The following is a 26614-nucleotide window of genomic DNA, read 5'->3' on the forward strand; positions in this document are numbered from 1 at the left end:
GCAAGGCTCAACGGACTCGTTACCATTTATAGGAACAAATGCGCAACCGCGTCCTTTTTTAGGTGAACGGTTTAAAATGGCCCGGTGAACGGCGAACCGGCATGAAGGGCGACGCAACATCCCGGTAAACGGCACGATTTTCACTCCTGACGGTTGGAACGGTTTTCCCGCACCTGGTACAACGTGCAAAAAAAAGGACACAGTGCCCAATGACACTGTGTCCTGAACGTGTTTGGATTTTCTTCAGGCTAGGCAGAATCGCTTGCAAGCCTGTCGATGACAGCCTGCAACTCAGCCATCTGCGTGGTCATCTCGTCCAAGGCTTGTGAGGACTCGGTCACTCCCTGAGAGGTTTCCAGCGAAATCGCGTTGACCTCCTCGATGGCCTGGTTGATCTCCTCGGAAGCGGCTGACTGCTCTTCGGCTGCAGCGGCGATGCTGTTGATCTGACCTGCGGATTCTTCAACGCCTTCGACAATGTCCTTGAGGACCTCCCCGGACTTGCTGGACAACTCCACGGCAATGCCAAGGTCGCTCAACGCCTTGTCCATGCCGGTGACATTCTGCTTCGCCACCTCCTGAACGGCGGCGATGGAATCCCCCACCTCCTTGGTGGCCTGCATGGTTTTTTCGGCCAATTTTCGGACCTCGTCGGCAACAACGGCAAAACCGCGTCCAGCTTCTCCTGCGCGGGCGGCCTCGATGGCCGCGTTCAGGGCGAGCAGATTGGTCTGATCGGCGATGTCGGTGATGACTTCCAGGACCTTGCCTATATCATGCGCCTGGGCTTCCAGCCGGTTCATACCGGACTTGAGACCTTCAGCAGCCGAATAGGTCGTATCCATGGCGGCCACGGATTTGCTGACGATCTCGGCACCTTCCACAGCCAGGTCCTTGGCCCGGATGCCCATGGAAGACGCCTCGGCGGCATTGCGGGCGACCTCCAGAACCGTGGCGTTCATCTGGTTCATGGCAGTGGCCGTACCCTGGATGCGGTCCCGCTGCACCGTTGTCCCCTCGTCGATGATACTGGCCTGCCGGGACATTTGCTCGGCTGCGGCAGAAACCCTGTTGACCACTTCCTGAATACGGGAGACGGCCTGATGGGCACCTTCCCTGCGAGCTCTTTCCGCCTCGGCCTTGGCCATGTCAGCCTCTTTCAGGGCCATTTCCGCAGCCTTGGTCTTTTCATTGGCCTCGGCGGAACGGGCGGTGATCTCCGCGATATTTTCGCGCAAGGTTTTCGCCATCACATTGAGGGACATCTGCAACTGCGCAGCTTCGTCCCGTCCCTTGACATTCAGCTCCATGGTATAGTCGCCGTGGGCAATGGCATCGGCAATGGCCGTGGCTTCCCTGATGGGCGAGGTGATGCTCCGGATGATGAAAAGACTCAAGACCAATACGAAAATCAGGGCCACCGCAAAAGACACCCCGATGATCATCACGCTTTCCTGAACGATAACATCCATGGTCAGTTCAATCTGCTGCTTGGCCATGTCGATATTGTCGATATAGACCCCCGTGCCGATAAAATACTCCGTGCCGGGAATTCTGGTGGCGTAACTGAGCTTGGGCTGCTCGCCCGCACCGGGTTTGGGCCAGATATACCTGACAAAACCGCCGCCCTTGGCTGCGATTTCAGCCAATTCCCGTATCATGTAGATTCCGTTGGAATCCTTCAGCGTGCCGAGATCCTTGCCGTTGAGGGAAGGTTTGGCCGCATGGGCCACGGTCATGGTGCCCTTGAAGACAAAAAAGTAGCCCGACTTGTCCTCCTCGAACCGGTAACCGTTGATGGCCTTGCGGATAACGTCCACCCTTGCCGCCTCATCGGGCAGCTCCCCGATCAATTCTGACAAGGCCATGGCCATGGCATCGCTGGCAACCTTGAGCTTGTCCTTCTCCCCCTCCAGCATCATGCCGGCAGCCGTGCTTATCCCGACATGCTCAATCGATTTTGTGGAGAACCAGAAGCCCGCACTCATAGCCGCTATAAAAAGCCCCATTATCACCAGTATTGTGATAATCCTGTTGCCTATAGATAACGATCTGAACATTCTTCCCCCTATAAAATAATCAGGACCCTGAAGTATTCGCCACTCGATAAATCGAAAAATACAATAAACCATATCCTATTCAGATAACCATATGAAGCCCAATAAGCAATCACCCCGGCCGACTCTCTAGCAACCGCCTCCCACGGCCCGTGCAAAGAACCGGCAGGTGCGATCCTGCCACCAGACAAAACCTAGCTCGGCGTCCGCGTACCATGCTGCGGTAAAGGCCTTGGTGTCCGAAGACCAGAGTCGCGCCTTGCGCGGGTCAAATGCGGACTGAAGGCAAAGTTCACCCGGCTCGGTGCGACCGGTGAACAGGGTGGCGAGTTCGTCCACAGTGGGTAGCCGCCAATCGGTACGACCCGCAAACGCATTCTCGTTCAAGCGGACCACATGGGCATGGGCGCGCTCCCAGGTGAGCGGATAGCGAGAACCTTCCTTTTCCCACTGCAAACCCGTGGACCGGTCCAGGACCGTGCCGTCGGCATTGTCCTCCAGTTCTCCCTGGCCATACTTGTTGGGCCGCCAGAGCTCATCCAAGGCAAAAGTACTGCGCCCCTGCTTCACGCCGACCTTCAGGGACACATGACGCGGCAGCCATCCCCTTGTGTGGTGGTGCGGCTCCAGCAACAGGTCCGGGGCTGCGCAGACGGCGTCGAGCTGCTCCCGCCATTGCGTTTCCAACACGTCCAAGGCTTCGATCATGGCCGTCCCATCCGGGAACCGGCCCTCCGGATCAGATGCCAGTGCACATTCGAAAAAGGCGTCCCACCGGCAGTCGAGATCGGCGTGGATGTCACAGAGGGACTTCCTGCCGCCCTCTTCGGGCAGCCGTCCGGTAAGCATACGGTAAAGGGTCACTCCCACGGAATAGAGATCGGCGCGGAGGTCGGCGGACTCGGGGTCGGCCTCCTGCTCGGGGGCGGCATAGTAGGGAGAACCCACGACCATGCCCTTGGGCCCCGGCTCCTTTTCGCCACGCAGCTTGCTCAGGCCGAAGTCGATGAGCTTGACCGTGCCGGGACCGCCCTGGTCCTCGGCCAGCATGACGTTGAACGGTTTGACGTCGCGATGAATGATGCCTTCATAGTGCAGCCGATCCAGGCCGGAAAGCAATTCGCGGGCAATGTGCAGGGAAGTTTCCACGCCCAGGCGGCGGGACTCGTGCTCCACCTCGTAGGTCTCACCCATGAGCACGCCGAGATTGCCGCAGAAATATTCCATGGTGAAATGCGGAGGCGTGTGCGCATCGCCCCTATTCACGTCCAGGATGGAAGCGACATTGGCGTGGCTGATGGAGGCCATGGTGGCCGCTTCCTTGAAAAACATTTCCCTGAGTGCGGCCTCGCCCACCAGGTCCTCCAGGATCTCGGCGGGCCTGAGGACCTTCAGGGCCACGATACGGCCGGTCACGGGCATGGCCACCTTGTACACCGCACCCATGCCGCCCCGGCCCAGCAGGCCCCGTATCTCGTACCGTCCAATGCGCATTCCGCCACGTTAGCCCATGCACGCACCTTCCGTCCATCCCCCGTGTTTGACTCGCAGTGCATTGTTGGTCATAGAAGGGAGGATATGAAACATGCGGATGGCCGAAATCTCTTTCCGACCCTGCGGGACACCCTCCTCGGATGGTGCCGCAACCCGTTCGTGAAACTGACCTTACTCATCATCGTCCTGCTGCTTTTCGCCACCGGGGGATTCTGGTTCTTCGAACTCTATCCCAAGGGCGACATTCAGAGCGCGTTCGGCGCCCTGTGGTGGGCGGTGGTCACCCTGACCACCGTGGGCTACGGAGATGTGGTTCCCGCCACCACCGGCGGCAAAATCATGGGGCTGGTCGTGATGGTCTGCGGCATCGGACTGGTCTCCACACTGACAGGAAACCTGGCCTCCATGCTCGTGGAGCACAAGGCCAAAAAGCGCAAGGGGCTGCTCAAGGTGAACCTGACACACCACGTCATCATCGTCGGCTGGAACGACTTCGGCCTGGAACTCATCAGCGCCCTGCGCGACAACGGCGTCTTCAACGCCAAGGAAGGAGGCCACCAGTCGGACCTCGTGCTGGTCAATACCCTCTCATCCGATGAGCGCGAGACCCTGGCCCTGCAAATCGACATGGAGGAACGCCTCCGATTCGTCTGGGGAGCCATCACCCACGAATCCGTGCTGCTCAAGGCCCAACCCGACCGCGCCAAGGTGGTCTACCTCCTGTCGCAGCACCGGGGCCGTGAGGCCAAGGATGCGGATCAGGAAACCCTGTACTGTGCCTTGAGTCTGCGCGAGCTTGCCCCGCAAGTGCCCATATACGGCGAGGTGGCCCTGCCCGAGAATCGCAAGCACCTGCTGCGGGCCGGAGTCAACGAAATCCTTGTCCATGGCCAGCTCACCTCGTCGATTCTGGGACTCATCGGGGTCAACCCGTCCCTGTGGACCTTTGTCCAGGAGCTGCTCGGCATGCGCGGTTCCAATCATCTCCAGATCCAAAACCTCGGCAGCGAAGAAAAGACCCTGACCTGGGGCGAACTCACAGCCCGCTTCAGGAATGACGGCCGCCTGCCCCTGGCCCTGTGCCAGATCAGCAAACAACTTTCCCTGGAAGACGTACTCGACGAAGGTTCCGCCCTGGACCAGTTCATCCTGGAACTCTTCGAGTCCTCGGGCCAGGAAACCCGCCTGGGCGACACCGGTCCCCGCGTGCTGGCCAACCCCCCAGACGCTGAACGGCTGGATCAGTTCGATGCCGTGCTGTTCCTCAAAGCGGGGGAGACACGATGAACAAAGGCGACATAAAGTGGGAGGACATCTCCTTGTTCCAAGATATCCCGGCCGCGGCCATGGACAGGGTCAAGGCCATCTTCGAAATCCGCACCCTGGAGCCGGGCGTAAACCTGATCACCGAGGGCGAGGAAGGGGACGAGATGTTCATCCTCATCGAAGGACGGGTACGGATCAGCAAATCCATGCTCATCGAGGGCATGAATCTGCCCATTCTTGAAGTGGACAACCCCCGCAAGGTTCTGGCAACCTTGGACGAATCCGAATTTCCCCTGTTCGGCGAGATAGCGCTCATGGACCGCGACACCCGATCCGCCACGGTCCAGGTACTCGCCCAGTCCAGTTTCCTGGTCACCAACCGCCTCAGATTCTACGATCTTCTTGAACACGAACCTGCCATCGGCGTCAAAATATTCAAGAAACTGGCCAGCCGCATGGCCTCCACCATCCGCAAGAACAACAGCGAGCTGGTCAAGCTGTCCACGGCCCTGGCTCTGGCCCTCAGCCGATACAAGGCCGCACCGTAAATACCGCCCTCATGTCTTTTTCGCCAAGATAGGGGCGGGACCACAGTCCCGCCCCTGAACCGGGATGGTATCCCGGAGCCGACCTCCGGGATTCCGGGTAACCTTACACCGTTTTTTCGAGCAAACCCGTTTTCGGGAGAGAATGTATGGAAAAAACACTTCAGGGGTATAAAAAAACAACTTGACGGGGTTTCAAAACAGCATTTTTTTCGCTTGAAAATGATTCAGGTCTGACATGACTTGCCAGTCCGCCTGTAAGCGTATATTTTAGATATATTCTAGACTCGCAGCCCGTGTTGACGGAAAAGAGGATTTTCCCATGAAAAAAAACCTGCTGATGTTGTTGATATTGACTGCGGCCACGCTGGCTCTGAGCGGATGCTTCCGCAAACACATCGAGTCCTCGCCTCCCGCAAAAACCCCCTCCCATACGATGGGTTCCGGTTCCGAACCCGGACTCATCGAAGAGACGCATGAAGTGGGCACATCCTCGGCACCATTGGATAAGCCCATAGAAGAAGTCTATGAGGTGGACGCCCCACAGAATGCCGAACCGGTTGCCGTGGGAGAAAAGGAACTGGCTGAAGAGCCTCTGCCCGAGGCCGGACAGTTGCAGAGGGAGGCAGAGGCCGCAGCGGCTGAAACAGCCACTGAACCCGCCATGATTGAATCCGCCCCTGAAACCGGACAGGTTGCGGAAACCCCGGATGCGCCTGAAGCAGACACCCCGGAAAACACGACCGTATCCGGGCAATACTATGTACAGGTGGGGGCGTTCTCTGATCTAGAAAACGCAAACAGAGTCCTCGCACGCCTCATTGCTGACGGGTACAAGGACTCTGTGCTGATCCGAACTGACGGGGGGCTGTTCCGCGTGCAGGCAGGCTCATTCCCGGACGAATCTTCGGCCGAGGATGCGCTCACCAGTCTTGTGGTGGACTACCCCAAGGGATTCGTACTGAAAAAACCGTAATCCCTTTCTCGCTGATGGAATCGGGCCGGGTGTCGTCACTCGGCCCTTTTTGATTCATCAGACCAGGAAAGGATTGAGTTCAGCACGGAATTTGCGGGACAGCCTGAAGACGACCACCTTGCGAGGGGGCAGGGTGATGGTCTGGGTCGTCTGGGGATTGCGCCCCTTGCGAGCCCGCTTGTCATATGCTTCAAACTTGCCGAAACCAGAAATCAGCAGGGCGTGATCTTTTTTCACTGCCGTCTTCATGATCTCAAGGATGGATTCAACCATATCCTTTATCTCGGCGCGGTTCTTGTCGGTGCGTTCGTAGATGTAGTCCACGATGCCGGCTTTGGTGAGGGTGCTCATTGATCGCCTCCAAAAAAGGTTTCCAAAAACTTACTTCAGCAATTCCGCGATACTGGTCGCGATTCTCTTCATCTCGTCCTGTTCGTACGAGGATTGGGGCCACAGTCGCAGGCCGTCATCCGCGAACCGGGGAATGAGATGGTAATGCGCATGATGGACCAACTGGCCTGCCGCCTCATGGTTGTTCTGCATGAGGTTCAGCCCGTCTGCGCCCGTGGCCTCCATGACCGCCCTGCCCACCGAGGACAAGGCCTGGAGCAATTCGTTTCCCAGCTCCACAGGAATGTCCATGAGCGTGGGGTAATGCCCCTTGGGCAGGACCAGGGCATGCCCGGCGTTCACAGGCGCTATGTCCAGAAAAGCCAAGATGTTTTCCGATTCGAAAACCTTGGCGCAGGGAATGTCCCCGGCCACGATTTTGCAGAAAATACAATCGGAATCCACTTTCACCATTTGTTTTCTCCTCTCCGCCTGGATTGATTCCCAAGGGTTTCAACCGCATGGGAAAAACTGCCACTGACAGAGATTTTTCGACAGTTACACGTATTCATACGCGGGAAATCCAGTTAAATCAAGTCTGTTCGTGTGAATTTCTAGAAACCTATACGCCACAACGGTTGCCGCGAAATCTAGATATATTCTGGAAAATCGGTCAGTTGGTCCGGCTTAAGTGACTGAAATAAATGTTACAAATATTAAAACAACAATTCCAATAGGTTGAATACTGAAAGATGGCAAAACCCAACCATTGCAGACAAATGGACGAGTTCCGCCGGAAAAATCAGGTTTTCGGCCTGGCAGGAACGCCCATGACCATCTGCCTAGGGGGAACATCATCAACGACAACGGCTCCCGCACCCACGACCGCCTCCTCGCCGATGAGCACCGAGGGGATGACAGAGGCGCCGACGCCGACAAGGGCACCCGCGCCCACCACGACATTGCCGGCCAGTTTCACACCGGGTGCCACATGTGCGTGGCCGCTGATCGTGCAATCGTGATCCACCACGCACCCCGTATTGAGGATGACGTTATCTCCGACAATGGTGCCCGTGTTGACGATGGCCCCGGCGCAGACCATACAGCCCACCCCCATCTCCACGTCCCTGGCAATGATCGCCGAGGGATGCACCGCGTTGACAAGAGTTTCGCCCGCACCCACGAGCCGGGCAAATATCCGATGCCGCAAGCGATTGTCGCCCACGGCCACGACTACGCCGTCGTGGTCCAACCCGGCCACGCAGGTATCGTCGCCCAGCACGGCCAGTCCCAGGGGTCCCAAGGTACCGGGGCAGGCGTCCGGAGTCACATATCCCAACGGTTCCATGTCCTCCATGGAGAGCAGGATATCCGCCACCACCCGCGCATGACCGCCGCCGCCAATGATCAATATATTCATCTCAAGGATCTCCGACCGTCCTGTCCGGGGCGAAATGCCATGAATTCCGAGACGGTGATCATGCCATAACCCCTACCTGTTTTACTTTTTTACTGTCAACAGACAGACATGGGCCGCCGATGAGCTTGACGCATGCTTTGCCCACACGATATCCCCATACCCACAGAAACACGACACCACCGTGCGGGCGAACGCTGCCTGCCATGCATACCAAGGAGATATCTATGACCAAAATCGGCATTCTCTTTCCGGGACAGGGTTCCCAGGAAAAAGGCATGGGCCGCGACGTGGCCGAGGCTGACGGTGCCGCCCTGGACCTGTGGAAACTCGCCGAAAGGGAATCCGGCCTGCCCCTGCGTGAAATATACTGGGACGGCGAGCCCGAGGACATGGCCGACACCCGCGCCCTGCAACCCGCACTGACCGTGGTCAATCTCACTCTCTGGCTGGCGGTGAAGGACAAGCTCACACCTGCGGCCACGGCAGGACACTCCCTGGGCGAATTCGCCTCTCTGGGCGCGGCAGGCGTGCTCAGCCTGACGGACTGCGTCCGGGCGGTCACCCTGCGGGGCAGGCTCATGGCCGACTCCGGCGGCGCGGGCCACGGCATGGCCGCCGTGGTCAAGCTCTCCCAGGATCAGGTCGAGGCCATAGTGGAATCTGCGGCCAAGGAATCCGGCAAGGAGCTGCGCATCGCCAACTACAATACCCCGGCCCAGTTCGTCATCTCCGGCGAAAAGGAAGCCTTGGACGCAGCCGAAGCGCTGGTCAAGGAAGCCAAGGGGCGGGCCATTCCCCTGGCCGTGTCCGGCGCATTCCACAGCCCGCTCATCCAGGAGGCCGCCGACGAGTTCGGCGCATTCCTGGCCACCCTGGACTGGAACGCCCCGGCCTTTCCCGTCCACCACAATGCCACGGCCCTGCCCCAGCCCGACCCGGCCGAGATCATGGCCACCATGCAGCGCCAGATGACTTCATCCGTTCTATGGATACAGACCATGCAGGCCATGTGGGCCATGGGCATAAACGAATTCATCGAGGTAGGCCCCAAGGGCGTGCTCTTCAAGATGCTCAAGGCCAACCTCGGTTCCATGGAAGAGAAATGGTCCGGCCTGAACATCGGCAGCCTGGCCCAGGCCGGGGAGCTGTAACCCATGACCAAGTCGTTGGGCATCATCGGCTGGCCGCTGGGGCACACCATGAGTCCGACCCTGCACAATTGGGGGTTCGGCCAACTGGGCATTGACGCGCGCTACGAAGCCTGGCCCCTTGAGCCAAAGGATCTGCCCGCCTTCATGACCCGTGTCCGGGAAACGCCCATCTTCGGCCTGAGCGTGACCATTCCGCACAAACAGGCAATCATGGATCACCTCGACGCGATCTCCGAACGGGCAAGAACTATCGGGGCGGTCAACACCGTGCATTGGGACGGGGAAGTCCTGCGGGGCGAGAACACCGACGTCATCGGCGTAGTCGCCCCCTTGCACGGGCTGGAGATACTCCCGGACTCAGCCATAGTGCTGGGGGCAGGCGGCGCGGCCAGGGCGGCCGTGGCCGGATTCAGGGAACTCGGCATCCGATCCATCGCAGTCTCCAACCGGACTCGGGACAAAGGCCAAGCCCTGGCTGCGGATTTCGACGTGGAGTGCATACCCTGGGAGAAGCGCATGGACAGGCCCTGGGAATTGATCTGCAACACCACACCGCTGGGCATGTCCGGCGACATGGTGCATATCAGCCCGTGGGACGCAGACCGTTTCCCCCCGAATGCCGTGGCCTATGACATTGTATACAATCCCCTGCGAACGGCATTCCTGACCCAGGCCCGACAAGCCGGGTGCCGAACCATTTCCGGACTGGAGATGTTCCTGCACCAGGGATTGGCCCAATTCAGGCTTTGGACCGGCCGGGAAATGGATGAAGCCGGAGCCAGAGACCTGCTGCTCGCGGCGTTGAAAAAATGACCTCACCCAAAAGGACTTTTCCATGAAAACGGTACTCTCGACACTGACGGCAACCATCCTGGCCTGCGGGCTGATCTTCTCCACCATGACCGGCACGGCCGAGGCCGGGCCCAACCCCGTGGTCATCATGGACACCTCCATGGGCCGCATCATGATCATGCTCTATCCCAAAGACGCCCCCGAGACCGTGGCCAATTTCCTGAAATACGTGGACTCGGGATTCTACGACAAAACCATCTTCCACCGGGTCATCCGTCAGCGCAATAGCGGGGATGACGACGACAAGAGCATGAATATCGTCCAGGGCGGCGGGTACACCTTTCCCATCAAGAGAAAGCAGACCATGGCACCCATCCCCAACGAGGCGGCAACAGGCTTGATCAATGCAAAGGGGACCATTGCCATGGCCCGCGGCAACGCCTCGGATTCAGCCACCTGCGAGTTCTTCTTCAACGTGGAGGACAACCCGGTGCTTGACTACAAACAGTCCTCGAAGCAGATCGGCGCCGGGTCATACAGCGGCAACACCAGTATGGGATACTGCGCCTTCGGCAAGGTCATCCGGGGCATGGAAGTGATCGAAAAGATTCACCAGGTCGAGACTGCCCGGTCCGGCAGGATGGAGGACGTGCCGGTTACGCCCGTCTTCATAAAGAAGGCCTACCTGGCTAAATAAAAGACCGTTTCAACGGGAGCTGGCGGGATCAAAGGGCGCAGGAATCATCAGCGCATTCAAGGAACAGATCCCAGAGGGAGTTCATCTCGATCACAACGTTTGCCGAAGCCGTATCCAGCGCGGCGGACGTGATGCCCAACCTTGCGACCACGTTGTTCGAGACCTCATAGTTGAGACCGTCGGCACCGAGTCCGACACCGATCATCTTGGCCAGCACGTTGCCAATATGAACCAGATCCAGGACGATATCCTGGCCATCGAACTCGTCCGGCCTGAGGTGATGTCTGACCACGTTGGTGATGGACGGAGGCAGGCCCCACTTGGCCAACAGCCTGCCGCCAAGCTCAGCGTGGTTTATGCCGAGCACGGCTTCTTCGGCCCGGTCAAACGAAAGGTTCTCGTCGAAGACCAGACGGAGCAACGCGCGCATGTCCACCTCGACAAAGGAACCAAGCAGGAGCTTACCCACCCCGGACAGGAGTCCGGCCGTGAACGTATGTCTCGGAGCGTCCACCCCAAGGGCGTGGGCCAGCTCGACAGAGGCCACGGCCACCGTGGTCGAATGTTGCAGAAACATGCCGGGAGCCTGGTCGTATCCCGCTATCACGCGGCAATAGGTGGGGGCCACGCCGGTGGAAATCACGAACCTGAAAATCTCGGGAGATTCCAGCCAGGTCAGGGCGTCGCGAGCCGTCAGAATGGGCCGTTTGCGGGCGATGGCTGACGCGTTGACCACCTTGAGCAGGTTGGCTGTCAATCCCGGATCATATTCGATGATGCGTGTCAGCTTCTGGATGCCCGCGTCAAGATCGTCCAGAAGAGCACTGGCCTTGCGAACACAGGTCGGCATGGCGACCACCTTGTCGCACACTGAAAGAATTTCTTCGCGCCGGGTCATATGTCCCACTCCTTTCCCATTGACCTCACTACCACACGACCGGTGTCGAGGTACAGGAAGAGTGTTCTGGGAATTGTGCCCCCAACTTCACTGGCAGCAAGGGACTTGTGGTTCCGCTCCATCAGTTTTTTGAGTGCCTCGAAATTGCGGACGCCGGTGTCGAACAAGCGGTCGTTGCGCATGTTTGCACATCCGGCCGCCTTGAACACCAGCCGTCCCCTGTCCGCCCCGTTCTCAACCAGTCTGCGCACCATCATGGCCACACCGGTATTCACGAACATGAACGGATTGGAACGGGCCTTTTCCTTGGCGGCCAAGGCAGAGGGCAGCAGACAGTGGACCATCCCGCCGATACGGGCCTTGGGATCATAGACCGAGACGCCAAGGCAGGAACCCAGCGAATAGGTAACAATGACCTCTTCGGGGTTCTTGGAAAATTTCATGTCCGAAATGCCGACGACAACGAGGTTATTGGGAATGACTGCTCTCCTGCTCGGACCGTTTCCGACCCAAATCCTTTGATGCACCTTTACGGGGTTGAGGCCGGTTAGTAAAGTCCTGCCTCTTCCTTGCCTTTAGGACTGTTTTGACCAATAATTCCCAGATGCGAAACAAGGAACTGGTCGTCCTGGCCGACATCCACGGCAACTCCCTGGCCCTTGCGGCCGTGTTGGCCCACGCGAAAGAACGCGGCCGGACCCGCTTTTTCAACCTGGGCGACACCTTCTACGGCCCCCTGGACCCGGCCGGAACATGGCGCATCCTCAGGGAACTGGACATGCCAGCCGTGCTCGGCAATCAGGACCGCATCCTTCTTCAGGGCGGTCAGCAATGGAGCGGCATCCCTGTCTTTGGCCGGACCCTTGAGGCCATCGGCAGAGAAGGACTCGACTGGCTCGGTTCCCTGCCTGAGACACTCAGGCCGGAGCCGGACATCCTGCTCTGCCACGGCACGCCTCGAAACGACACGGCGTATCTGCTTGAGGACGTGTCCACGGGACTGCCTGCCATGCGCCCCTGCCGCCAGATGCTGGACGACCTGCTGCCCGAGGCAGCGGGCTGCTCGCTCGTCCTGACGGGCCACAGCCACCACGCCGGGCTGGCTTCCTGCGACGACATCACCGTGGTCAATCCCGGCAGTGTGGGTCTGCCGGCCTACGACGACATTGATCCGCCGCACATAATGGCCAGCGGTTCGCCCCACGCCAGCTACGCCGTGCTGACCCGGACTGAGAATGGATGGAATGCGGAGTTCTCCGAGGTAGAGTACGACTGGGAAGCCGCGGCCGCACAGGCCCGTGCCAACGGCCGGGAAGATTGGGCCCGATGGCTCGCCACCGGCATGGCCTAGATGCCCCCAAGTATCTTGGCAACCAACTGCATTCTTTTCTGGACTTTTTTTAGATTTTTCTGAAAAATGCTCCTAACTTTATATATCAGACATGTGCCTGACAGATGGCCATATCGGATGCAACGACCATAACACCGGCCCAAAGGACATGAAGCAGCACACTGCCGCACATATACGCACCCTGTTTGCCCTGGCGCTCTGCGCTGTTGCGGCCCTATTCCTCTGTACTCCCCAGGCCGAGGCAGTCTCGGCCAAATCCTACTTCGTTGTCGGCCATTCCGAATTCCATGCCCTGATCAAGAACAGCAGAAAAGCCAAATACCGCTCCAATTGGGAAAAAGTGGAGGCATCGTTCACCCGGTGCCTCAAGGCCTCGCCCAACGGCTCTTATGCCCCCAAGGCCCTGTATTACATCGGCCGTACCCACGAGGAGCTCGGAGCGCGAAGCGGCATGAAGTCCGACTTCCGGCAGGCAGTGGATTATTACGGCAGGGTGCTCGCCCGCTACCCGCGTCACGGATGGGCCGACGACTGCCTTTTCCATCGGGCCGAAATCTATTCCAAACGACTGAAGGAAACAAACTCGGCCAGGTTGGACTTGGCGCGTATCATTGTTGATTATCCGCGCTCGGACATGCATGCCAAGGCCGTGGCCGCCCTCAAAAGCCTGGGCAAATACAACTGGGCCATTGCCGAAGTCTCCGGGGACAAGCAATCCCGGGACACAAGCCTTGACCAGGTGGCAACACAAGCGGCTCGGACGTCCAAATCACAGCCCAAACCGGTGAAACAACAGAGCGTTGGCGCCAAGGTCAAAGACCCGTCCGACATGGCGCACCTGGACGTTGTCCGCTTTACCTCAAGCGACGAATATACCAGAGTCGTCCTGGAACTGGATGCCCAGGTCAAATTCCGCTATCAGGTACTTGCCCCCAACCCGGAAGTGGGCCGTCCCCACCGTCTGTATGTCGACATGGAAGGCTCCAAACTGGGTCACGACGTGACAGCCGCCACCACCGTGTCAGATGGCATCCTGCGTTCCATCCGTGCGGGCCAGTACTCCAAGGACACCACCCGCGTGGTCCTCGATTTTCTGGACATGCAGGAGTACAAGGTCTTTCCCCTGCAAAACCCCTATCGCATCGTCATCGATGTCTATGCCCCCGACAAGAACGCGCCTGTTGCTTCGGCCGCTCCCAGTCAGGAACCCAGGAAAACGACCGGGAATTCCACCTACCGCCCCCCCAGCGGCAGCAAGAAGATGGCCGGCGACCTCCTTGAGCAGCTCGGCTTGACGGTCAAGACCATCATGATCGACCCGGGTCATGGCGGGAAAGATCCTGGAGCCGTAGCCAACGGACTGCGAGAGAAGGACATAAATCTGAAGTTTGCCAAGCTGCTCGGCGGGAAGCTCCAGGGACAAGGTTTCAACGTGATCTACACCCGGACCACGGACGTGTTCATCCCCCTGGAAAAGCGCACGGCCATGGCCAATGTCCAGAAGGCGGATCTGTTTCTGTCAGTCCACTGCAATGCCAACCGCAGCCGCAGCGTCAACGGGCTGGAGACCTACAGCCTGAACCTGGCAAAAACCGATGCGGCAGTGCGTATCGCGGCCCGAGAAAACGCCGTGGACCCACGGGCCATCTCGGACCTGCAATTCATTCTGACCGACCTGATGGTCAATTCCAAGATCAAGGAGTCGCGCGACCTGGCAGCGGACGTGCAGTCCAACACCGTCAACCGCGTCAGGAAGAAATACACGGTCACGAACAAAGGCACCCGCGAAGCCCCCTTCTATGTGCTCATGGGCGCAAAAATGCCTTCCGTACTGGTGGAACTCGGCTACATGACCAACAAGACCGAGGCGAGCCGCCTCAAGTCAAACGCCTATCTCGAATACCTTGCCAACGGCATCGTTGAAGGGATTCTTGCCTACAAAAGCAAAATTGAAAGATACGCAATGATTTAGAACGGCTTTCGGCAGCGGCGCATCTGCTTTTTCCCGGCCAGCTTCCCTGAAGAAAACAGACTGCCGGATTCGCAAGCGCCGGACCTTACTTGCCCCGGACTTCCAACCACAGATTGGCCCTTGCAGCGGCTTCATCCATCTCTGCGCGGGTCATGTACTTGACGATTTCCACGAGGTTGTCATTGGCCTTGGGATTGCCCTTGGTTCCGGCAATGGCGAACCATTTGCATGCCTCGACATAATCCGGCTCCTGGTCCACGCCCCTGACCAGCAGTTCACCCAGGGTGTTCTGGGCATCCGTGTACCCCTGCTCCGCGGACTTCTCGAGCCAGGCCCGGGCCTCGGATACGTCCCGCTCGACCAGACTGCCGGACAGACGCAGGATGGCCATGTTGAACTGGCTCTGGGCATCGCCGTTCTTTGCGGCCCGTTGCACCCAGTACAGGAAACCGGCGACATCCCGTTCCACGCCGATCCCCTTGCCATAGGCATGGGCCAAAAAGACCTGAGCCGGCGGGTAATCCTGCTTTGCCGCTGCACGAATCAATGAAAAGCCCCTGTCCTGATCCTTTTTCACGCCCACGCCCGAGACATAGAACTGACCAAGAATATGCTGGGCGTCCGGATATCCCTGGTCAACGGCCTTGTGCAGCCAGAAGAGCACCTTGTCCATGTCGTGCACGCCCAGGCTGCCGTCATAATACATGCGGGCCATCTCCACCTGGGCCGCAGGATCGCCTGACCGGGCAGCGGCCTTTGTTTCGTGCCCCAACTCGGGCAACGCCAGGAAAAAAGACGACAAGACGAGCAGCACAGGGATGCTAACGGCCAGTATGGATCTGTGGAGCATGGTTGACGACCTTTGTACCGGTTGAAAAGGAGTGTCTGATCACCATGTACAACTTGTCAGATATTGTCAAAAGCGGTATGGCCGATTGCAGGTAAAAACGTGTCTGCATCATTCCAACTCGAGGTGACCAATGCGTAACATTATCCCAGCCGTTTTCGGATTTATTGCCCTCCTGACCCTTGTCCTGTCGGTATCCCCGAACGCCCTGGCCGATGCGCAAGGGAAAAAAGCGCTGCTCATCGTGGCTCCCAGCGACTTTGAGCCCACGGAATACTCCACAACGCGTTCGACCCTCGAATCGGGCGGCATGACCTGCACCGTGGCCTCCACGAAAACCGGCTCACTGAAGAGCGCCAAGGGCACGCGGGCCCAATCCGATCTCGTTCTCAGCGAAGTTCAGACCGGAGACTACGACGCCATCGTCATCATCGGCGGCAACGGCATAAAGAGGCTGTGGATGAACGAGGATGCCCACCGCATCGTGCGTGAAGCCGCAGAGCAGGACAAGGTCGTGGCCGCCATCTGCGCCGGCCCAGGCGTTCTGGCATACTCCGGCGTCATGCAGGGCAAAAAGGGCACGGCCCACCCCAAGAGCGGCGCACCCGGCGCCCTCAAGGAAAACGGTTGCGAATACACCGGCAACAGGGTTGAAGTGGACAACAAATTCATCACTGCAAACGGTCCACAGGCAGCCAAATCTTTCGGACAGGCCATTGTGGCCGCATTCTGAGTTTCACCGTCAGCCCACAGGCAAAAAGCCCCGGCCCCAACGGTCCGGGGTTTTTTCAATGACGCAATGGGACTGAAAAAAACTCACGGAAGCCGCGCTACCAGTCCACGGGCAGCTTCACCTTCTGAGCTGCCTTGTTCGAAAAAAGTATGTGACCGTGCTCCCTGCCGAAAAGATACACATCCCGCGTCACGGACACGTCCTGGCGGCAATACTCGGTGATCAGGTCGAGCCGACCTTCCTTCCACCACTTGAGCGCCTGCAATCCGTCGGCGGACTTGCCCACGTCCAGGGTGGCCGAGGCGATGTTGTCGAGCTTGACCCTGTAGCCGAGCCGGTTGTGCACCTCCATCAACAGGTCGAGATTCGGCAATGAACGGAAGCCGAAGGGATGCAACCCGCCCAGCACGGCGTAGTCGAACTTGACATGGTTGAACCCGATGACCAGATCGAACTGCTTGAGATGGTCCACCAACTCGTTCATCTGATCCTGCTCATAGTCATGCATGGCACCGTCTTTCGAATCAAAGATGCAGGCAATGGACACGCCCATGCGGTCGGCGCGATTCCAGCCCCCCACCTCGTCCGCGGAAAAACGGGTTTCGATGTCGATGACGCCGTACCGCTTTGGCGCGGGCTTCTTCATGTCGATTCCTGGCAGTGTGTTCACATCGATGTCCTTTGCTTCAATGGATTTCGGATCGCCCGAACGGATGGCCTCCAGAACGAAACGAGCAGCGCGCTTGTCAATGGGCCGGTTACCCGAGCCGCACTTGGGCGAATGGACGCAGGACGGACAGCCCAGCTCGCACGGGCAGTCCCGGATGGTCTTCAGGGTGGTCTCGACCAGGTCGTCGGCCCGCTCAAAGGCCTGCCGGGTCAACCCCGCACCGCCGGGCATGCCGTCGTAGATGAAGACCGCCGGACCTTCCACCTGCGGATGCATGGGTGTAGAAATGCCGCCCAGATCATTGCGATCAGTCATGACCAACAGCGGCAACATGCCGATGGCCGCGTGTTCAAAGGCGTGGATGCCGCCCATGAAATGCAGGAACTCCTCCTCGCAACGGCGGCGGATGTCGTGACCCACCTCGAACCAGATCGCTTCGGTCTCGAAAACCAGGGGCGGCAGATCAAGGGGGATGATGCCGAGCAGTTTGCCGCCGCGAACCGACCGCTTCTCGTACCCGGTGATCTGTTCCGTGACCCGGACCCGGCCGAAATAGACGCGGGTGCCGAAGCTCGCCTTCCGGCCGAGCACTTCCAAGATCTCGGTGTCCTTGTTGCCGCGCGGACGGGTATAGTAGCCCACGCGCTCGCTCCTGGCGTGGACGGCCCCGGAGCCGAGGTCCAGTTCGGTGATGACGAAGGTCTTGCCCCGGTGCAGGTAGACCGCACCCGGATGGGTCTCGCGATAGGCCCGGTGCTCGTCGATGGTGCCGATGACAGGTGCTTTTTCCTGACCAAGGGAATTGTCCTCGATGTGCATCTGGCGCCCAGCCCCGCGCAGGTCAACGTCCCGGTGGGGCCGCTTCAGATGGGACACGATCTCAAACGGGTGGCCGGACCGGTCCGGCTCGACCTCGTAAAGCTGTCCCATGGACACCAGCTCTTCCACCCGCGTTCCCACTGCCTCCTCGCGCAGGAAAGGCTCCCCCCGGCGCAGGGTCAGTTCCACGGCGGCGCATATGAGGTGCCGGTCCATGATCACCGAGTTGTACGGATTGAGCATGGCCGACTCGGGCGGACGGGAAAAGAAATCATCGGGGTTGCGCATGAAATACTGATCCAGGGCGTCTTCCTGGGCAATGAGGGCCACGGCCGAAGCCCGCTGGCTGCGGCCCACGCGCCCCCCCCGTTGCAGGGTGGCCATGATGGAGCCGGGGTAACCTACCATGATGCAGACATCCAGGCCGCCGATGTCGATGCCCAGCTCCAGGGCCGAGGTGGAGATGACCGCCAACAGATCGCCGTCGGCCATGCGCGTTTCGATCTCGCGCCGCTCCTCGGGCAGGAACCCGGCCCGATAGGCGGAGATGCGGTCCCGGAATATGCCGCTCTTTTCAACCGCCCACAGGGAGATCAACTCGGTCATCTTGCGCGACTGGCAGTAGACGATGGTGCGCAGATCCCTTGCCAGGGCGGCCTGGAGCAACTGGATGGCGGCCTGGGACGGGCTGCCGTCCGGGTTGAGAAAAATCATGTGCCGCTCCCCGCGCGCGGCCCCGGATTCCAGGATGGGATGCACGGTCAGATCGGTGAGCATGTGGCACAGTTCGGCGGGATTGCCGATGGTGGCCGAGCAGAACACAAAGGTGGGATCTGCCCCATAGTAGCGGCACAACCTGCGCAGCCGCCGGAAAACCATGGCCATATGCCCGCCCATGACACCCCGGTAGGTATGCACTTCGTCCACCACGATGTGGGTCAGGCCGGACAGGAACTCGGCCCAGCTCGCATGGTGGGGGAGCATGGACAGATGGACCATCTCCGGGTTGGACAGGATCACGTTCGGCGGCGAGTTGCGTATTTTCTTGCGAAAATGGGGAGTGGTGTCCCCGTCATAGATGGCCGCAGTGGGCCGCCGTTCCTCGGGCAGGAATGCGGCCAACTCGTTGAAACCCTTGAACTGGTCCTGGGCCAGGGCCTTGAGCGGGAAAAGATAGAGTGCCTTGGCATCCGGATCAGCCAGGCACTGCTCCATGACCGGCAGGTTGTAGGTCAGGGTCTTGCCGCTGGCCGTCGGGGTGGCCACCACCACATGGCGGCCCGCCCGGATATGATCCGTTGCTTCAGCCTGATGATCGAAAAGCCGATCGATCCCGAGCAGGCCAAGGGCATTGTTAATGGCCGCAGGCCAGGGACGGCGCGGCTCCCTGAAGCTCGCTTCAGCGCCTTCGATGGTCCGGTAATGGGCGATCTGGTGGGCCATGCGTTCGGAATCGAGCATGGCGGTAACGTATTCGACAACAGGACTTTCCATAACCGGATGCTAGTACGGGGGCGCGACCGAATCAAGCGGGGAAATATACTTGCCTTGGCTGCCGCTTGAACGCATACTAAGGCAGAATCAGTGATATACTCTCGCCACGGAGCAAGCCATGACCCAACAGCCCTTCAACGATTCCATCCTGAACGCCCTCATAGGCATAGCCCGCGCCGCTGAAGCCCGCAACGCCTTGACCGCAGAGCACTCCGAATGCGTGGCCCTGGTGGCGCACGGCATAGGCCGTGAACTTGGATTGACCGCCGGCGAAACCGAACGCCTCCTGCTCATGGGCAGGCTGCACAACATCGGACTGGTGGGCACACAGGATTCGATCCTGCTCAAGACGGACAAACTGACCCCGGAAGAATTCGAGCACATCAAGGGCCACACGACCCTCGGAGCCAGGCTGCTGGCCCCCATCCCGGAACTGACCGACGTGGCCGAGGTCTGCCTCAATCACCACGAGCGTTGGGACGGTTCAGGCTATCCCAACGGCATCGCCGGAGAGGACATCCCTCGATTCGCACGCCTCATCAGCGTGGCGGACACCTTCTGCGCCATCATCTCGGAACGCCCCCACCGCGACTCCCTGCCCCTTCCCGTAGCCGCCGACATCATCGAGGAGGAGCGCGGCACCCGGCTCTGCCCCGAGTGCGTGGACGGGTTCATGCTTTGGTACGAAAAGACCGGCGGCAAGATCGGGCGGCCGTAAAGGCGCAGCAGTTTATTTCAAGGAAATGAATCGGCTGAAATCCTCGACCAGGAATTCCTTCAAGTCGACCAACTCCGCCTCGGACATACGCGCGAACGCAAAGGCGAAAACCGGGTAGGCAGAATAATCAATCTTTCGCAATTCCAGAAGGTTGGAAAATATCGATTTGAATCCGTCGTAGTCGATTGACTCGATGGATTCTCGTTTTGTGCCTGGCGGAAGGTCGCCGATGACCATGACCGTGGCCGTGCCTTCCCGCTCTTCCAGGATGGCATCCCAGTCGGGCCGCAGGTTGCTGAAATAGCACTCGTAGGGATTGAAGCCCCAGGCGAAATGGGTCATGTCGGCCACGCACCAGCCCGCAAACCGCAGGGGGTTGGCCTCGATGGGCAGGATGTCGCCCGCTCCGGTCACGCGCACCTCGATGTGGGTGGCGAAATCGCGAAAACCGCATTCCCGGCCCACATCCCTGACGTATTCGGTGAAGGGCAGCAGCCATGTCTGGAGAATGCCGGTGGAGGTGTAGTAGAGGCGGTCGGAAATATCATCTTCGGACATGAAATGGTGGTGCAGGATATTGGTGATCACCGGGTCGCCGTCAGCGTCATAGTAAACGTCGATGGCATACTCCTCGCCTTCGATACCCTGTTCCACGATGAACTCGCCCGCATTGACCACCTCTTCCGGGTACTCGGCATTCAGGGCCGCGCGCTCCGCGCCGATGGCCCTGACCACCTCCGGCCACTGATCGACGCTGTCCACCAGGTGCACACCCAGACTGAAAAAACCACGCGTCGGTTTGACCACGAACGGACAGGGCATGGCCGAGATGTCCAGGTCCGCCAGTGCGTCAAAGGACGCCCGCATGAAGCGGTAGTCCGGGTGCAGTTCGGCCACGGTCTCGCGAAAGAGCGCCTTGTCCTTGCAGATGTCGATCTGCCGGGCCAGTTCCGGCCGACAGCCGCACTTGAAGACATGGGCCAGCGCGTTCTCGGAGTTGGCCAGCACCTTTTCCCCCGCGCCCAGGCGGGCGGCAAAATCACTCTCGTCGATGAAGTCCAGCTCGACACCGGCGGTCAGACTGCGGGCGCTGGGCGTATCCAGCACGGACTGGCCGAGGTCGCGGATGGTCTGCTTGAGAAACTCGGAAACGTAGGGCGCGTCGAGGAGAAACATTATTTCGCCTTGCCGGTCAGGCCATATTTTTTGAGCTTGTACTGAAGGTTGGACTTGGACAAACCGAGCATCTCGGCGGCCTTGACCTGCACGAAGTCGGTTCGGACCAAGGCCCGCTTGACAATGGCGCCCTCGATCTTGTCCATGGTATCGGCCAGATTGAGCTTGGTGGGCAAAAGATCCACAGCGGACTTGAACTGCGCCTCCTCGTCCTTGATCTCGGGCGGGAGGTCGTCGGCATCGATGAGGTCCGTTCGGGCCAGGACCGTGCACCGCTCCACCACGTTCTCCAGCTGGCGGACATTGCCCGGCCATTCGTAGGCGGTCAGGTAGTCCATGGCCGCAGAGGAGAAACCGGTGATCTCCATCTGGTTTTCCTTGTTGTACTTCTCCAGGAAATGGGCGGCCAGCAGGGGGATGTCCTCGCGCCGTTCGCGCAGGGGGGGCATGAAGATGGAGACCACGTTCAGGCGATAGAAGAGGTCTTCGCGGAATTCACCCTTGGTCACGGATTCCTGCAAATTCTTGTTGGTGGCGGCCACGATGCGGATATCCACGTCCAGGGTCTCGGTGCCGCCCACGCGTTCGATCTGATGTTCCTGGAGCACACGCAGCAGTTTGACCTGCAATTCCGGGGTCAGTTCACCTATCTCGTCCAGGAAGAGCGTCCCCTTGTTGGCCTGTTCGAAACGGCCCTTGCGCATGGCCGTGGCCCCGGTAAAAGAGCCTTTCTCGTGGCCGAAAAGTTCGGATTCAAGTACGCCGGAACTGAGTGCCATGCAGTTGACCGTGACAAAGGGTGCTTCGCGGCGGGGCGAGGAACTGTGGATGGAACGGGCGATAAGCTCCTTGCCGGTGCCGGACTCGCCCAGGATGAGGACCGTGGACTTGCTCGGCGCGGCGCGGTCCACCATGTCCAGGACCTGCTGCATACCCTTGCCCCTGGAAATGATGTTGTCCCTGGAATAAAGATTGCGGATCTCCCTTTTCAGGCGAATGTTCTCCTGCTGGGTGGCCGCATACTGCACGCCCTTGGAGATGGAGAGCAGCAGCTCCTCGTTGGCAAAAGGCTTGGTTATATAGTCGAAAGCCCCGATGCGCATGGCCTCCACGGCCGCCTCGATGGAGCCGAATGCGGTCATGATCAGCACCGGGATGTGCGGATAGGTCTTCTTGCAATGCTCCAGCACGTCCTGCCCTGTCATACCCGGCATCTTCATGTCGGTCAGGACCAGATCCACCTCGGAATCCTCCAGATAGGCAAGGCCCATCTCCGGGTCGGACAGGGTGGTGACCTGATACCCCTCGTCCTCCAGGATGGACTCCAGGATGAGCAGGTAGTTTTTTTCGTCGTCAAGAATAAGGATATTTGCAGGCATTCGGTCTCCGAATCAGGGTGTCTATTTTATACCAAGAGGCACGATAAACCAAGACGGACCGAAAACCAAGGGCCATGTTGAATCGATCCAAAACCGGCCTTTGAACGCTGGATTCTCGGCCCCGCACATGGTATGCTTTCCCCATGACCGCCGTAGACAAGAAAAAACTGCGCATGACGCTGCTTGATGCACGGGAACGACTCTCCCCGGACGCCGTGACTGAATCCAGCAGCATGATCATAGAACTCATCCGCACCCTGTTCGAATGGAAGAATGCGACTACGGCGCTTCTCTATTGGCCCATCAAGGGCGAGGTGGACCTGCGCCCCCTGGCCACGGAACTGTGGCAGCGAGACTGTTGCGTCCTGCTCCCCCGCTGCCGTCCGGGCGCGGACGGGGAAATGGACCTGGCCTGTGCCGCCTGTGAGGACGAACTGGTGCCCGGCCCTTTCTCCATAATGGAACCGGACGCACAGAAGTGCCCGCCGGTGCACGAATGCCGCCCGGTCATCGCCCTGATTCCGGGGGTGGGTTTTGACCGCAAAGGCAACAGGCTGGGCTTCGGCGGCGGCTATTACGACCGGCTGCTGGCTTCCGAGAAGATGCGCGACACTTTGAAAGTGGGCGTGGCCTATGACTTCCAGTTGGTGGAACACCTCCCCACCCAACCCTGGGACCAACCCATGGATGTGGTCTGTACGGAAAAGGAATTATGGCGGCCATAGCCTTTCTCCCCTTTCAGTTCGTGGACATCCCCCAGGTGGCCTGCGCCTTCACTTCGCGGCGCGGCGGCGCATCCGAACCGCCCCACGACTCGGCCAACATCTCCTTTGACGTGGGCGACGACCCCAAAGCCGTGACAATCAACCGACAGGCCGTGCATGAACGCATGCAACTGACCGGCTGGTGCGAGCTGAACCAGGTCCACGGCGACATCATCCATTTCGATCCTGCGCCGCACCCCCCCGAAGAGCACGCCTCCCTTGACGGCGACGGCATGGCAACAGCCACTCCCGGCCACGGTCTGGTGATCAAAACAGCGGACTGCCAGCCCATTCTCCTGGCCCACCGTTCGGGCAAATACGTGGCCGGGTTGCACGCAGGCTGGCGGGGCAACCGTTGCAATTTCCCCGGCTCAGGGGTGCGCAACTTCTGCACCCATTACAACCTCAAGCCCGAAGACGTCTTTGCCGTGCGCGGCCCTTCCCTCAGCCCTGCCGCCGCCCAGTTCGTCAACTTCGACAAAGACTTCGGCCCCGGATTCCGTGCTTATTTCGACTCCACCACCAAGACCGTGGACCTGTGGCGACTCACCCGCGACCAGCTCATGAACGCAGGCGTGCCGGAAAAGCAGATCTTCGGCATGAACCTCTGCACCATGGGTATGGACGACACCTTTTTCTCCTACAGAAAGGCGTGTGCCAGCCCGATCAAGGATACGGGAAGGCAGTGCGGGATTATCTGGATACGGAAGTAGGCAAGACTTTTCCGGGAACATCGGCTACACACTCCCCATGAGCATGCTTGTCAAATTGATCCTCATCCTCGGCCTGGTCTTTTTGATCGTCGGCCAGTTCACCCGGTCCAAGGTCCAGCGGGCGCAGCGGCGCGACAAGCTGACCAATATCCTGCTGGTCATCGTCATCGTCATGCTCGGGCTGTCCATTCTGTCCAACTTCGTGACCAGGTAACACCGTGGCCCGACCAGCGTATCCGCATATCCCCTGGCACTCCCCCGCCGATGGGGGAAACGGCCCGCGCGTACTGGGCATCAACCCGTGGATACTCGACTTTGCGGCCTTCAATGTCTGGTCGCGGCCCGTAGGTCTGCTCGCCTGTCTGGACATGGTGCGCAAGGCCGGCGCGTCCATCGCCCTGATGGACTGCCTGGACCCGACATGGTCCGGCATCAGTTGGTCCAAGCCCGGCAAATACGGAACCGGCCATTACCCCAAGGAAACGATAAAGACGCCCGCACCGCTCAACTTCATGGACCGGCGCTACTCCCGCTACGGCCTGCCGCGCGATGTTGTCATCAAGGCATTGGCCGCCCTCGACCCGATCCCGGACGCGGTCATGGTGTCCACCATCATGACATACTGGTATCCGGGCGCGCTGGACATGCTCGGCATCTGCGCCGAACTCTGGCCCGACACCCCGCGATTCCTCGGCGGCACCTATGCCACGCTCTGCGGCGGACACGCGGCATCGCACGCCGACGCCCATATCCAGCAGGGACCGCTGGAACGGCCGGACAACTGGAAATCCTTTTGGAGTCTGATTGATTATGACGCCCCAGAAGTACCCGAAAAATCAGGTCTTTCATTGTCTCTCGACCTCTATTCCGACCCAACTTATTCAGTCATTCTCGGCTCTCGCGGCTGCCCGTTCGCCTGTGAATACTGCGCCAGCCGCGCCCTGTATCCCGACTTCATCCAGGGAGCGCCCAATTGCATCATGAAAGCCATACAATCCGAACATGACCGGGGCGTGCGCGACTTCGCCTTTTACGATGACGCCCTGCTCATCAAGCCGGACCAGTGGCTATGGCCGGTGCTTGACCGGATCACCGAGCAGGAACTCGACATCCGACTGCACACGCCCAACGCCATGCATGTCCGCCATCTCACCCCGGAGGTCTGCTCACGACTCAAAATGGCCGGGCTGACCACCGTGCGACTGGGGCTGGAAACCACGGATTTCGACCACCGACATGACGTCAAGCTGACCCGCGAGCAATGGGAGGCGGGCGCGCGCAACCTCCTGGATGCGGGTTTCGATCTCGACGACATCGGCGTGTATATCCTGTTCGGCCTGCCCGGCCAGGACCTGGGCAATGTGGAAAAGGCCGTGCAGCACGTCCGCTCCTTTGGCTTCCGCCCGCACCTGGCGCATTACACCCCCATACCCGGCTCGCCCATGTTCGACACGGCTTGTGCAGCCAGCCCCTATCCCCTGGCCGAAGAACCGCTCTTCCAAAACAACTCCATCTGGCCCTGCGTACCCGGCGGTTTCGACTGGAGCGAAGCCACCCGATGGAAGAGGCTCCTCCAAGGCGGCTGAAAGTCGTTGGCGGTGTCAACGCCGAAATATGGGCATTTGGAAGTTTTATTACATTTGTAGCGCATTCGCAGTGAGGGTTAAGCTCGTTATCATTACGAAGTGTTGCGCTCATACAGCGCCCTACTTTTGTTCAAGGCGACAAAAGTAGGCAAAAACGCCTTTTTGGGCTGTGAGCCTGGTCCCGAAGCCAAGAGCCTGTAGGCGGCTTTCGCTGCCCGAGACAGGCTCTAAAGCTTCGGGGCCAATTGTTCGGCGTCGTAAGGGGTTGTGGGGGTGGTTTGGTGAATTTGTTGGAGGGAGGGTGTGCGCGCATTCGCGGTGGTGATAAGCGCGTTCTCTGTACGAGGTGTCGTTGATTGTTTGATACGTAGCGCATTCGCGGTGGAAGTTAGGCTCGTCATCCTTTTGAAGTGTTGCGCTCATACAGCGCCCTACTTTTGTCCGAGGCGACAAAAGTAGGCAAAAACGCCTTTTTTGAGCTGTGATCCTGGAATCGGGACCAAGAGCCTGTAGCGCGGCTCCACTGCCCGTGAAAGAAAGTCCGTAAACGAACGCTTTCCGGGCCACGCTCCGCCGCGCACAACAGGCTCTAAGCCCCACATCCAATTGCCCATCGCTGTAAGATGCTTCAAAAACAACGTGGCGAGTTCGGACACAAAAAGAAAAAACGGATTGCCCTTCGTCAACCTGGAGCGCCTTGGATGCCAACGGCATCCAACAGCGGCTCTCGTCCCCGACCCCCTCCCGCGCAAACCTTCCCCTACGG

Annotated in this window: 25 protein-coding genes; 14 read left to right on the forward strand and 11 right to left on the reverse strand. The window is 59.4% G+C overall.

From position 1 onward, the window contains the following. Positions 1-248: 248 nt before the first annotated feature. Together DWB63_RS13900 and DWB63_RS13905 are read right to left on the reverse strand one after the other, a co-directional pair. Complete coding sequence (locus tag DWB63_RS13900) at positions 249-1922, reverse strand: methyl-accepting chemotaxis protein (RefSeq protein ID WP_241648857.1); 1674 nt, start codon at positions 1920-1922, stop codon at positions 249-251. 264 nt (positions 1923-2186) lie between these two features. Then, positions 2187-3551, reverse strand: a complete 1365-nt coding sequence (locus DWB63_RS13905) for a DUF1566 domain-containing protein (protein ID WP_128329455.1) — start codon at positions 3549-3551, stop codon at positions 2187-2189. Positions 3552-3635: 84 nt separating this feature from the next. Between DWB63_RS13905 and DWB63_RS13910 the strand changes: the two genes are divergently transcribed. The 3 genes from DWB63_RS13910 to DWB63_RS13920 all read left to right on the forward strand — a co-directional run bounded on the left by DWB63_RS13910 (position 3636) and on the right by DWB63_RS13920 (position 6338). After that, entirely contained in the window at positions 3636-4838 is a 1203-nt protein-coding gene (locus tag DWB63_RS13910) for a potassium channel family protein (RefSeq protein WP_128329456.1), read from the forward strand. Beyond that, positions 4835-5365: a cyclic nucleotide-binding domain-containing protein gene (locus DWB63_RS13915; protein ID WP_128329457.1), complete on the forward strand. Its 531-nt coding sequence runs from the start codon at positions 4835-4837 to the stop codon at positions 5363-5365. Before DWB63_RS13910 ends, DWB63_RS13915 begins: the two co-directional genes overlap by 4 nt. Positions 5366-5684: 319 nt before the next feature. Further along, entirely contained in the window at positions 5685-6338 is a 654-nt protein-coding gene (locus DWB63_RS13920) for an SPOR domain-containing protein (RefSeq protein ID WP_128329458.1), read from the forward strand. A 57-nt stretch (positions 6339-6395) separates the two neighbouring features. Here the strand turns inward: DWB63_RS13920 and DWB63_RS13925 are convergent, their stop codons facing one another. The 3 genes from DWB63_RS13925 to DWB63_RS13935 form a co-directional block, all read right to left on the reverse strand. After that, positions 6396-6689, reverse strand: coding sequence for an integration host factor subunit alpha (locus DWB63_RS13925; RefSeq protein ID WP_128329459.1), 294 nt, complete (start codon positions 6687-6689; stop codon positions 6396-6398). A gap of 30 nt (positions 6690-6719) precedes the next feature. Next, positions 6720-7142: an HIT family protein gene (locus tag DWB63_RS13930; protein WP_128329460.1), complete on the reverse strand. Its 423-nt coding sequence runs from the start codon at positions 7140-7142 to the stop codon at positions 6720-6722. 328 nt (positions 7143-7470) lie between these two features. Beyond that, entirely contained in the window at positions 7471-8088 is a 618-nt protein-coding gene (locus tag DWB63_RS13935) for an acetyltransferase (protein ID WP_128329461.1), read from the reverse strand. 224 nt (positions 8089-8312) lie between these two features. Between DWB63_RS13935 and DWB63_RS13940 the strand changes: the two genes are divergently transcribed. From DWB63_RS13940 to DWB63_RS13950, 3 genes are read left to right on the forward strand one after another with little or no spacing between them, the layout of a single operon-like run. Further along, on the forward strand, positions 8313-9239 hold the full coding sequence (locus DWB63_RS13940; protein WP_128329462.1) for an ACP S-malonyltransferase: 927 nt from the start codon (positions 8313-8315) through the stop codon (positions 9237-9239). A gap of 3 nt (positions 9240-9242) precedes the next feature. Continuing rightward, a complete protein-coding gene (aroE, locus tag DWB63_RS13945; protein ID WP_128329463.1) occupies positions 9243-10052 on the forward strand; it encodes a shikimate dehydrogenase in 810 nt (269 codons plus the stop codon). 22 nt (positions 10053-10074) lie between these two features. Continuing rightward, positions 10075-10728, forward strand: a complete 654-nt coding sequence (locus DWB63_RS13950; protein ID WP_128329464.1) for a peptidylprolyl isomerase — start codon at positions 10075-10077, stop codon at positions 10726-10728. A 28-nt stretch (positions 10729-10756) separates the two neighbouring features. On the opposite strand, the gene DWB63_RS13955 is transcribed toward DWB63_RS13950, so the two are convergent. Next, positions 10757-11626, reverse strand: coding sequence for an HDOD domain-containing protein (locus DWB63_RS13955; protein WP_128329465.1), 870 nt, complete (start codon positions 11624-11626; stop codon positions 10757-10759). After that, positions 11623-12069: a chemotaxis protein CheD gene (locus DWB63_RS13960; RefSeq protein WP_128329466.1), complete on the reverse strand. Its 447-nt coding sequence runs from the start codon at positions 12067-12069 to the stop codon at positions 11623-11625. The genes DWB63_RS13955 and DWB63_RS13960 overlap by 4 nt, the downstream gene beginning before the upstream one ends. 161 nt (positions 12070-12230) lie before the next feature. Here DWB63_RS13960 and DWB63_RS13965 point away from each other — a divergent pair, with 161 nt between their 5' ends. Then, the gene (locus DWB63_RS13965) at positions 12231-12977 is read left to right on the forward strand and encodes a metallophosphoesterase family protein (protein WP_128329478.1); all 747 of its coding nucleotides are present in this window, start codon (positions 12231-12233) and stop codon (positions 12975-12977) included. A 148-nt stretch (positions 12978-13125) separates the two neighbouring features. After that, positions 13126-14949, forward strand: a complete 1824-nt coding sequence (locus tag DWB63_RS13970; RefSeq protein WP_128329467.1) for an N-acetylmuramoyl-L-alanine amidase — start codon at positions 13126-13128, stop codon at positions 14947-14949. A gap of 85 nt (positions 14950-15034) precedes the next feature. Here DWB63_RS13970 and DWB63_RS13975 read toward each other — a convergent pair whose 3' ends face one another. Further along, the gene (locus tag DWB63_RS13975) at positions 15035-15799 is read right to left on the reverse strand and encodes a tetratricopeptide repeat protein (protein ID WP_128329468.1); all 765 of its coding nucleotides are present in this window, start codon (positions 15797-15799) and stop codon (positions 15035-15037) included. Between the two features lie 130 nt (positions 15800-15929). On the opposite strand from DWB63_RS13975, the gene DWB63_RS13980 reads away from it, so the two are divergent. After that, the gene (locus DWB63_RS13980; RefSeq protein WP_128329469.1) at positions 15930-16529 is read left to right on the forward strand and encodes a DJ-1/PfpI family protein; all 600 of its coding nucleotides are present in this window, start codon (positions 15930-15932) and stop codon (positions 16527-16529) included. A 97-nt stretch (positions 16530-16626) separates the two neighbouring features. On the opposite strand, the gene DWB63_RS13985 is transcribed toward DWB63_RS13980, so the two are convergent. Beyond that, positions 16627-19512, reverse strand: a complete 2886-nt coding sequence (locus tag DWB63_RS13985; protein ID WP_128329470.1) for a DEAD/DEAH box helicase — start codon at positions 19510-19512, stop codon at positions 16627-16629. A gap of 118 nt (positions 19513-19630) precedes the next feature. On the opposite strand from DWB63_RS13985, the gene DWB63_RS13990 reads away from it, so the two are divergent. Then, on the forward strand, positions 19631-20230 hold the full coding sequence (locus DWB63_RS13990) for an HD domain-containing phosphohydrolase (protein WP_128329471.1): 600 nt from the start codon (positions 19631-19633) through the stop codon (positions 20228-20230). A 12-nt stretch (positions 20231-20242) separates the two neighbouring features. On the opposite strand, the gene DWB63_RS13995 is transcribed toward DWB63_RS13990, so the two are convergent. Together DWB63_RS13995 and DWB63_RS14000 are read right to left on the reverse strand one after the other, a co-directional pair. After that, on the reverse strand, positions 20243-21406 hold the full coding sequence (locus tag DWB63_RS13995) for an ATP-grasp domain-containing protein (protein WP_128329472.1): 1164 nt from the start codon (positions 21404-21406) through the stop codon (positions 20243-20245). After that, a complete protein-coding gene (locus DWB63_RS14000; protein WP_128329473.1) occupies positions 21406-22785 on the reverse strand; it encodes a sigma-54 dependent transcriptional regulator in 1380 nt (459 codons plus the stop codon). The genes DWB63_RS13995 and DWB63_RS14000 overlap by 1 nt, the downstream gene beginning before the upstream one ends. A gap of 143 nt (positions 22786-22928) precedes the next feature. On the opposite strand from DWB63_RS14000, the gene DWB63_RS14005 reads away from it, so the two are divergent. The 4 genes from DWB63_RS14005 to DWB63_RS14015 are packed head-to-tail and all read left to right on the forward strand — an operon-like array spanning position 22929 to position 25848. Then, entirely contained in the window at positions 22929-23510 is a 582-nt protein-coding gene (locus DWB63_RS14005; protein ID WP_128329474.1) for a 5-formyltetrahydrofolate cyclo-ligase, read from the forward strand. Next, entirely contained in the window at positions 23498-24262 is a 765-nt protein-coding gene (locus DWB63_RS14010; RefSeq protein WP_128329475.1) for a polyphenol oxidase family protein, read from the forward strand. Before DWB63_RS14005 ends, DWB63_RS14010 begins: the two co-directional genes overlap by 13 nt. 43 nt (positions 24263-24305) lie before the next feature. Then, positions 24306-24476, forward strand: coding sequence for a hypothetical protein (locus DWB63_RS17350; protein ID WP_206613173.1), 171 nt, complete (start codon positions 24306-24308; stop codon positions 24474-24476). A 4-nt stretch (positions 24477-24480) separates the two neighbouring features. Then, entirely contained in the window at positions 24481-25848 is a 1368-nt protein-coding gene (locus DWB63_RS14015) for a radical SAM protein (RefSeq protein ID WP_128329476.1), read from the forward strand. The last annotated feature ends 766 nt before the right edge of the window (positions 25849-26614 follow it).

Origin of the sequence: Pseudodesulfovibrio sp. S3, from assembly GCF_004025585.1 — a bacterium.
GTDB lineage: Bacteria > Desulfobacterota > Desulfovibrionia > Desulfovibrionales > Desulfovibrionaceae > Pseudodesulfovibrio.

Coding starts and splice junctions, on each gene's coding strand:
- DWB63_RS13900 (WP_241648857.1), bottom strand. CDS start 1,922: ATGATGCTGGAGGGGGAGAAGGACAAGCTCAAGGTTGCCAGCGATGCC.
- DWB63_RS13905 (WP_128329455.1), bottom strand. CDS start 3,551: ATGCGCATTGGACGGTACGAGATACGGGGCCTGCTGGGCCGGGGCGGC.
- DWB63_RS13910 (WP_128329456.1), top strand. CDS start 3,636: ATGAAACATGCGGATGGCCGAAATCTCTTTCCGACCCTGCGGGACACC.
- DWB63_RS13915 (WP_128329457.1), top strand. CDS start 4,835: ATGAACAAAGGCGACATAAAGTGGGAGGACATCTCCTTGTTCCAAGAT.
- DWB63_RS13920 (WP_128329458.1), top strand. CDS start 5,685: ATGAAAAAAAACCTGCTGATGTTGTTGATATTGACTGCGGCCACGCTG.
- DWB63_RS13925 (WP_128329459.1), bottom strand. CDS start 6,689: ATGAGCACCCTCACCAAAGCCGGCATCGTGGACTACATCTACGAACGC.
- DWB63_RS13930 (WP_128329460.1), bottom strand. CDS start 7,142: ATGGTGAAAGTGGATTCCGATTGTATTTTCTGCAAAATCGTGGCCGGG.
- DWB63_RS13935 (WP_128329461.1), bottom strand. CDS start 8,088: ATGAATATATTGATCATTGGCGGCGGCGGTCATGCGCGGGTGGTGGCG.
- DWB63_RS13940 (WP_128329462.1), top strand. CDS start 8,313: ATGACCAAAATCGGCATTCTCTTTCCGGGACAGGGTTCCCAGGAAAAA.
- aroE (WP_128329463.1), top strand. CDS start 9,243: ATGACCAAGTCGTTGGGCATCATCGGCTGGCCGCTGGGGCACACCATG.
- DWB63_RS13950 (WP_128329464.1), top strand. CDS start 10,075: ATGAAAACGGTACTCTCGACACTGACGGCAACCATCCTGGCCTGCGGG.
- DWB63_RS13955 (WP_128329465.1), bottom strand. CDS start 11,626: ATGACCCGGCGCGAAGAAATTCTTTCAGTGTGCGACAAGGTGGTCGCC.
- DWB63_RS13960 (WP_128329466.1), bottom strand. CDS start 12,069: ATGAAATTTTCCAAGAACCCCGAAGAGGTCATTGTTACCTATTCGCTG.
- DWB63_RS13965 (WP_128329478.1), top strand. CDS start 12,231: ATGCGAAACAAGGAACTGGTCGTCCTGGCCGACATCCACGGCAACTCC.
- DWB63_RS13970 (WP_128329467.1), top strand. CDS start 13,126: ATGAAGCAGCACACTGCCGCACATATACGCACCCTGTTTGCCCTGGCG.
- DWB63_RS13975 (WP_128329468.1), bottom strand. CDS start 15,799: ATGCTCCACAGATCCATACTGGCCGTTAGCATCCCTGTGCTGCTCGTC.
- DWB63_RS13980 (WP_128329469.1), top strand. CDS start 15,930: ATGCGTAACATTATCCCAGCCGTTTTCGGATTTATTGCCCTCCTGACC.
- DWB63_RS13985 (WP_128329470.1), bottom strand. CDS start 19,512: ATGGAAAGTCCTGTTGTCGAATACGTTACCGCCATGCTCGATTCCGAA.
- DWB63_RS13990 (WP_128329471.1), top strand. CDS start 19,631: ATGACCCAACAGCCCTTCAACGATTCCATCCTGAACGCCCTCATAGGC.
- DWB63_RS13995 (WP_128329472.1), bottom strand. CDS start 21,406: ATGTTTCTCCTCGACGCGCCCTACGTTTCCGAGTTTCTCAAGCAGACC.
- DWB63_RS14000 (WP_128329473.1), bottom strand. CDS start 22,785: ATGCCTGCAAATATCCTTATTCTTGACGACGAAAAAAACTACCTGCTC.
- DWB63_RS14005 (WP_128329474.1), top strand. CDS start 22,929: ATGACCGCCGTAGACAAGAAAAAACTGCGCATGACGCTGCTTGATGCA.
- DWB63_RS14010 (WP_128329475.1), top strand. CDS start 23,498: ATGGCGGCCATAGCCTTTCTCCCCTTTCAGTTCGTGGACATCCCCCAG.
- DWB63_RS17350 (WP_206613173.1), top strand. CDS start 24,306: ATGCTTGTCAAATTGATCCTCATCCTCGGCCTGGTCTTTTTGATCGTC.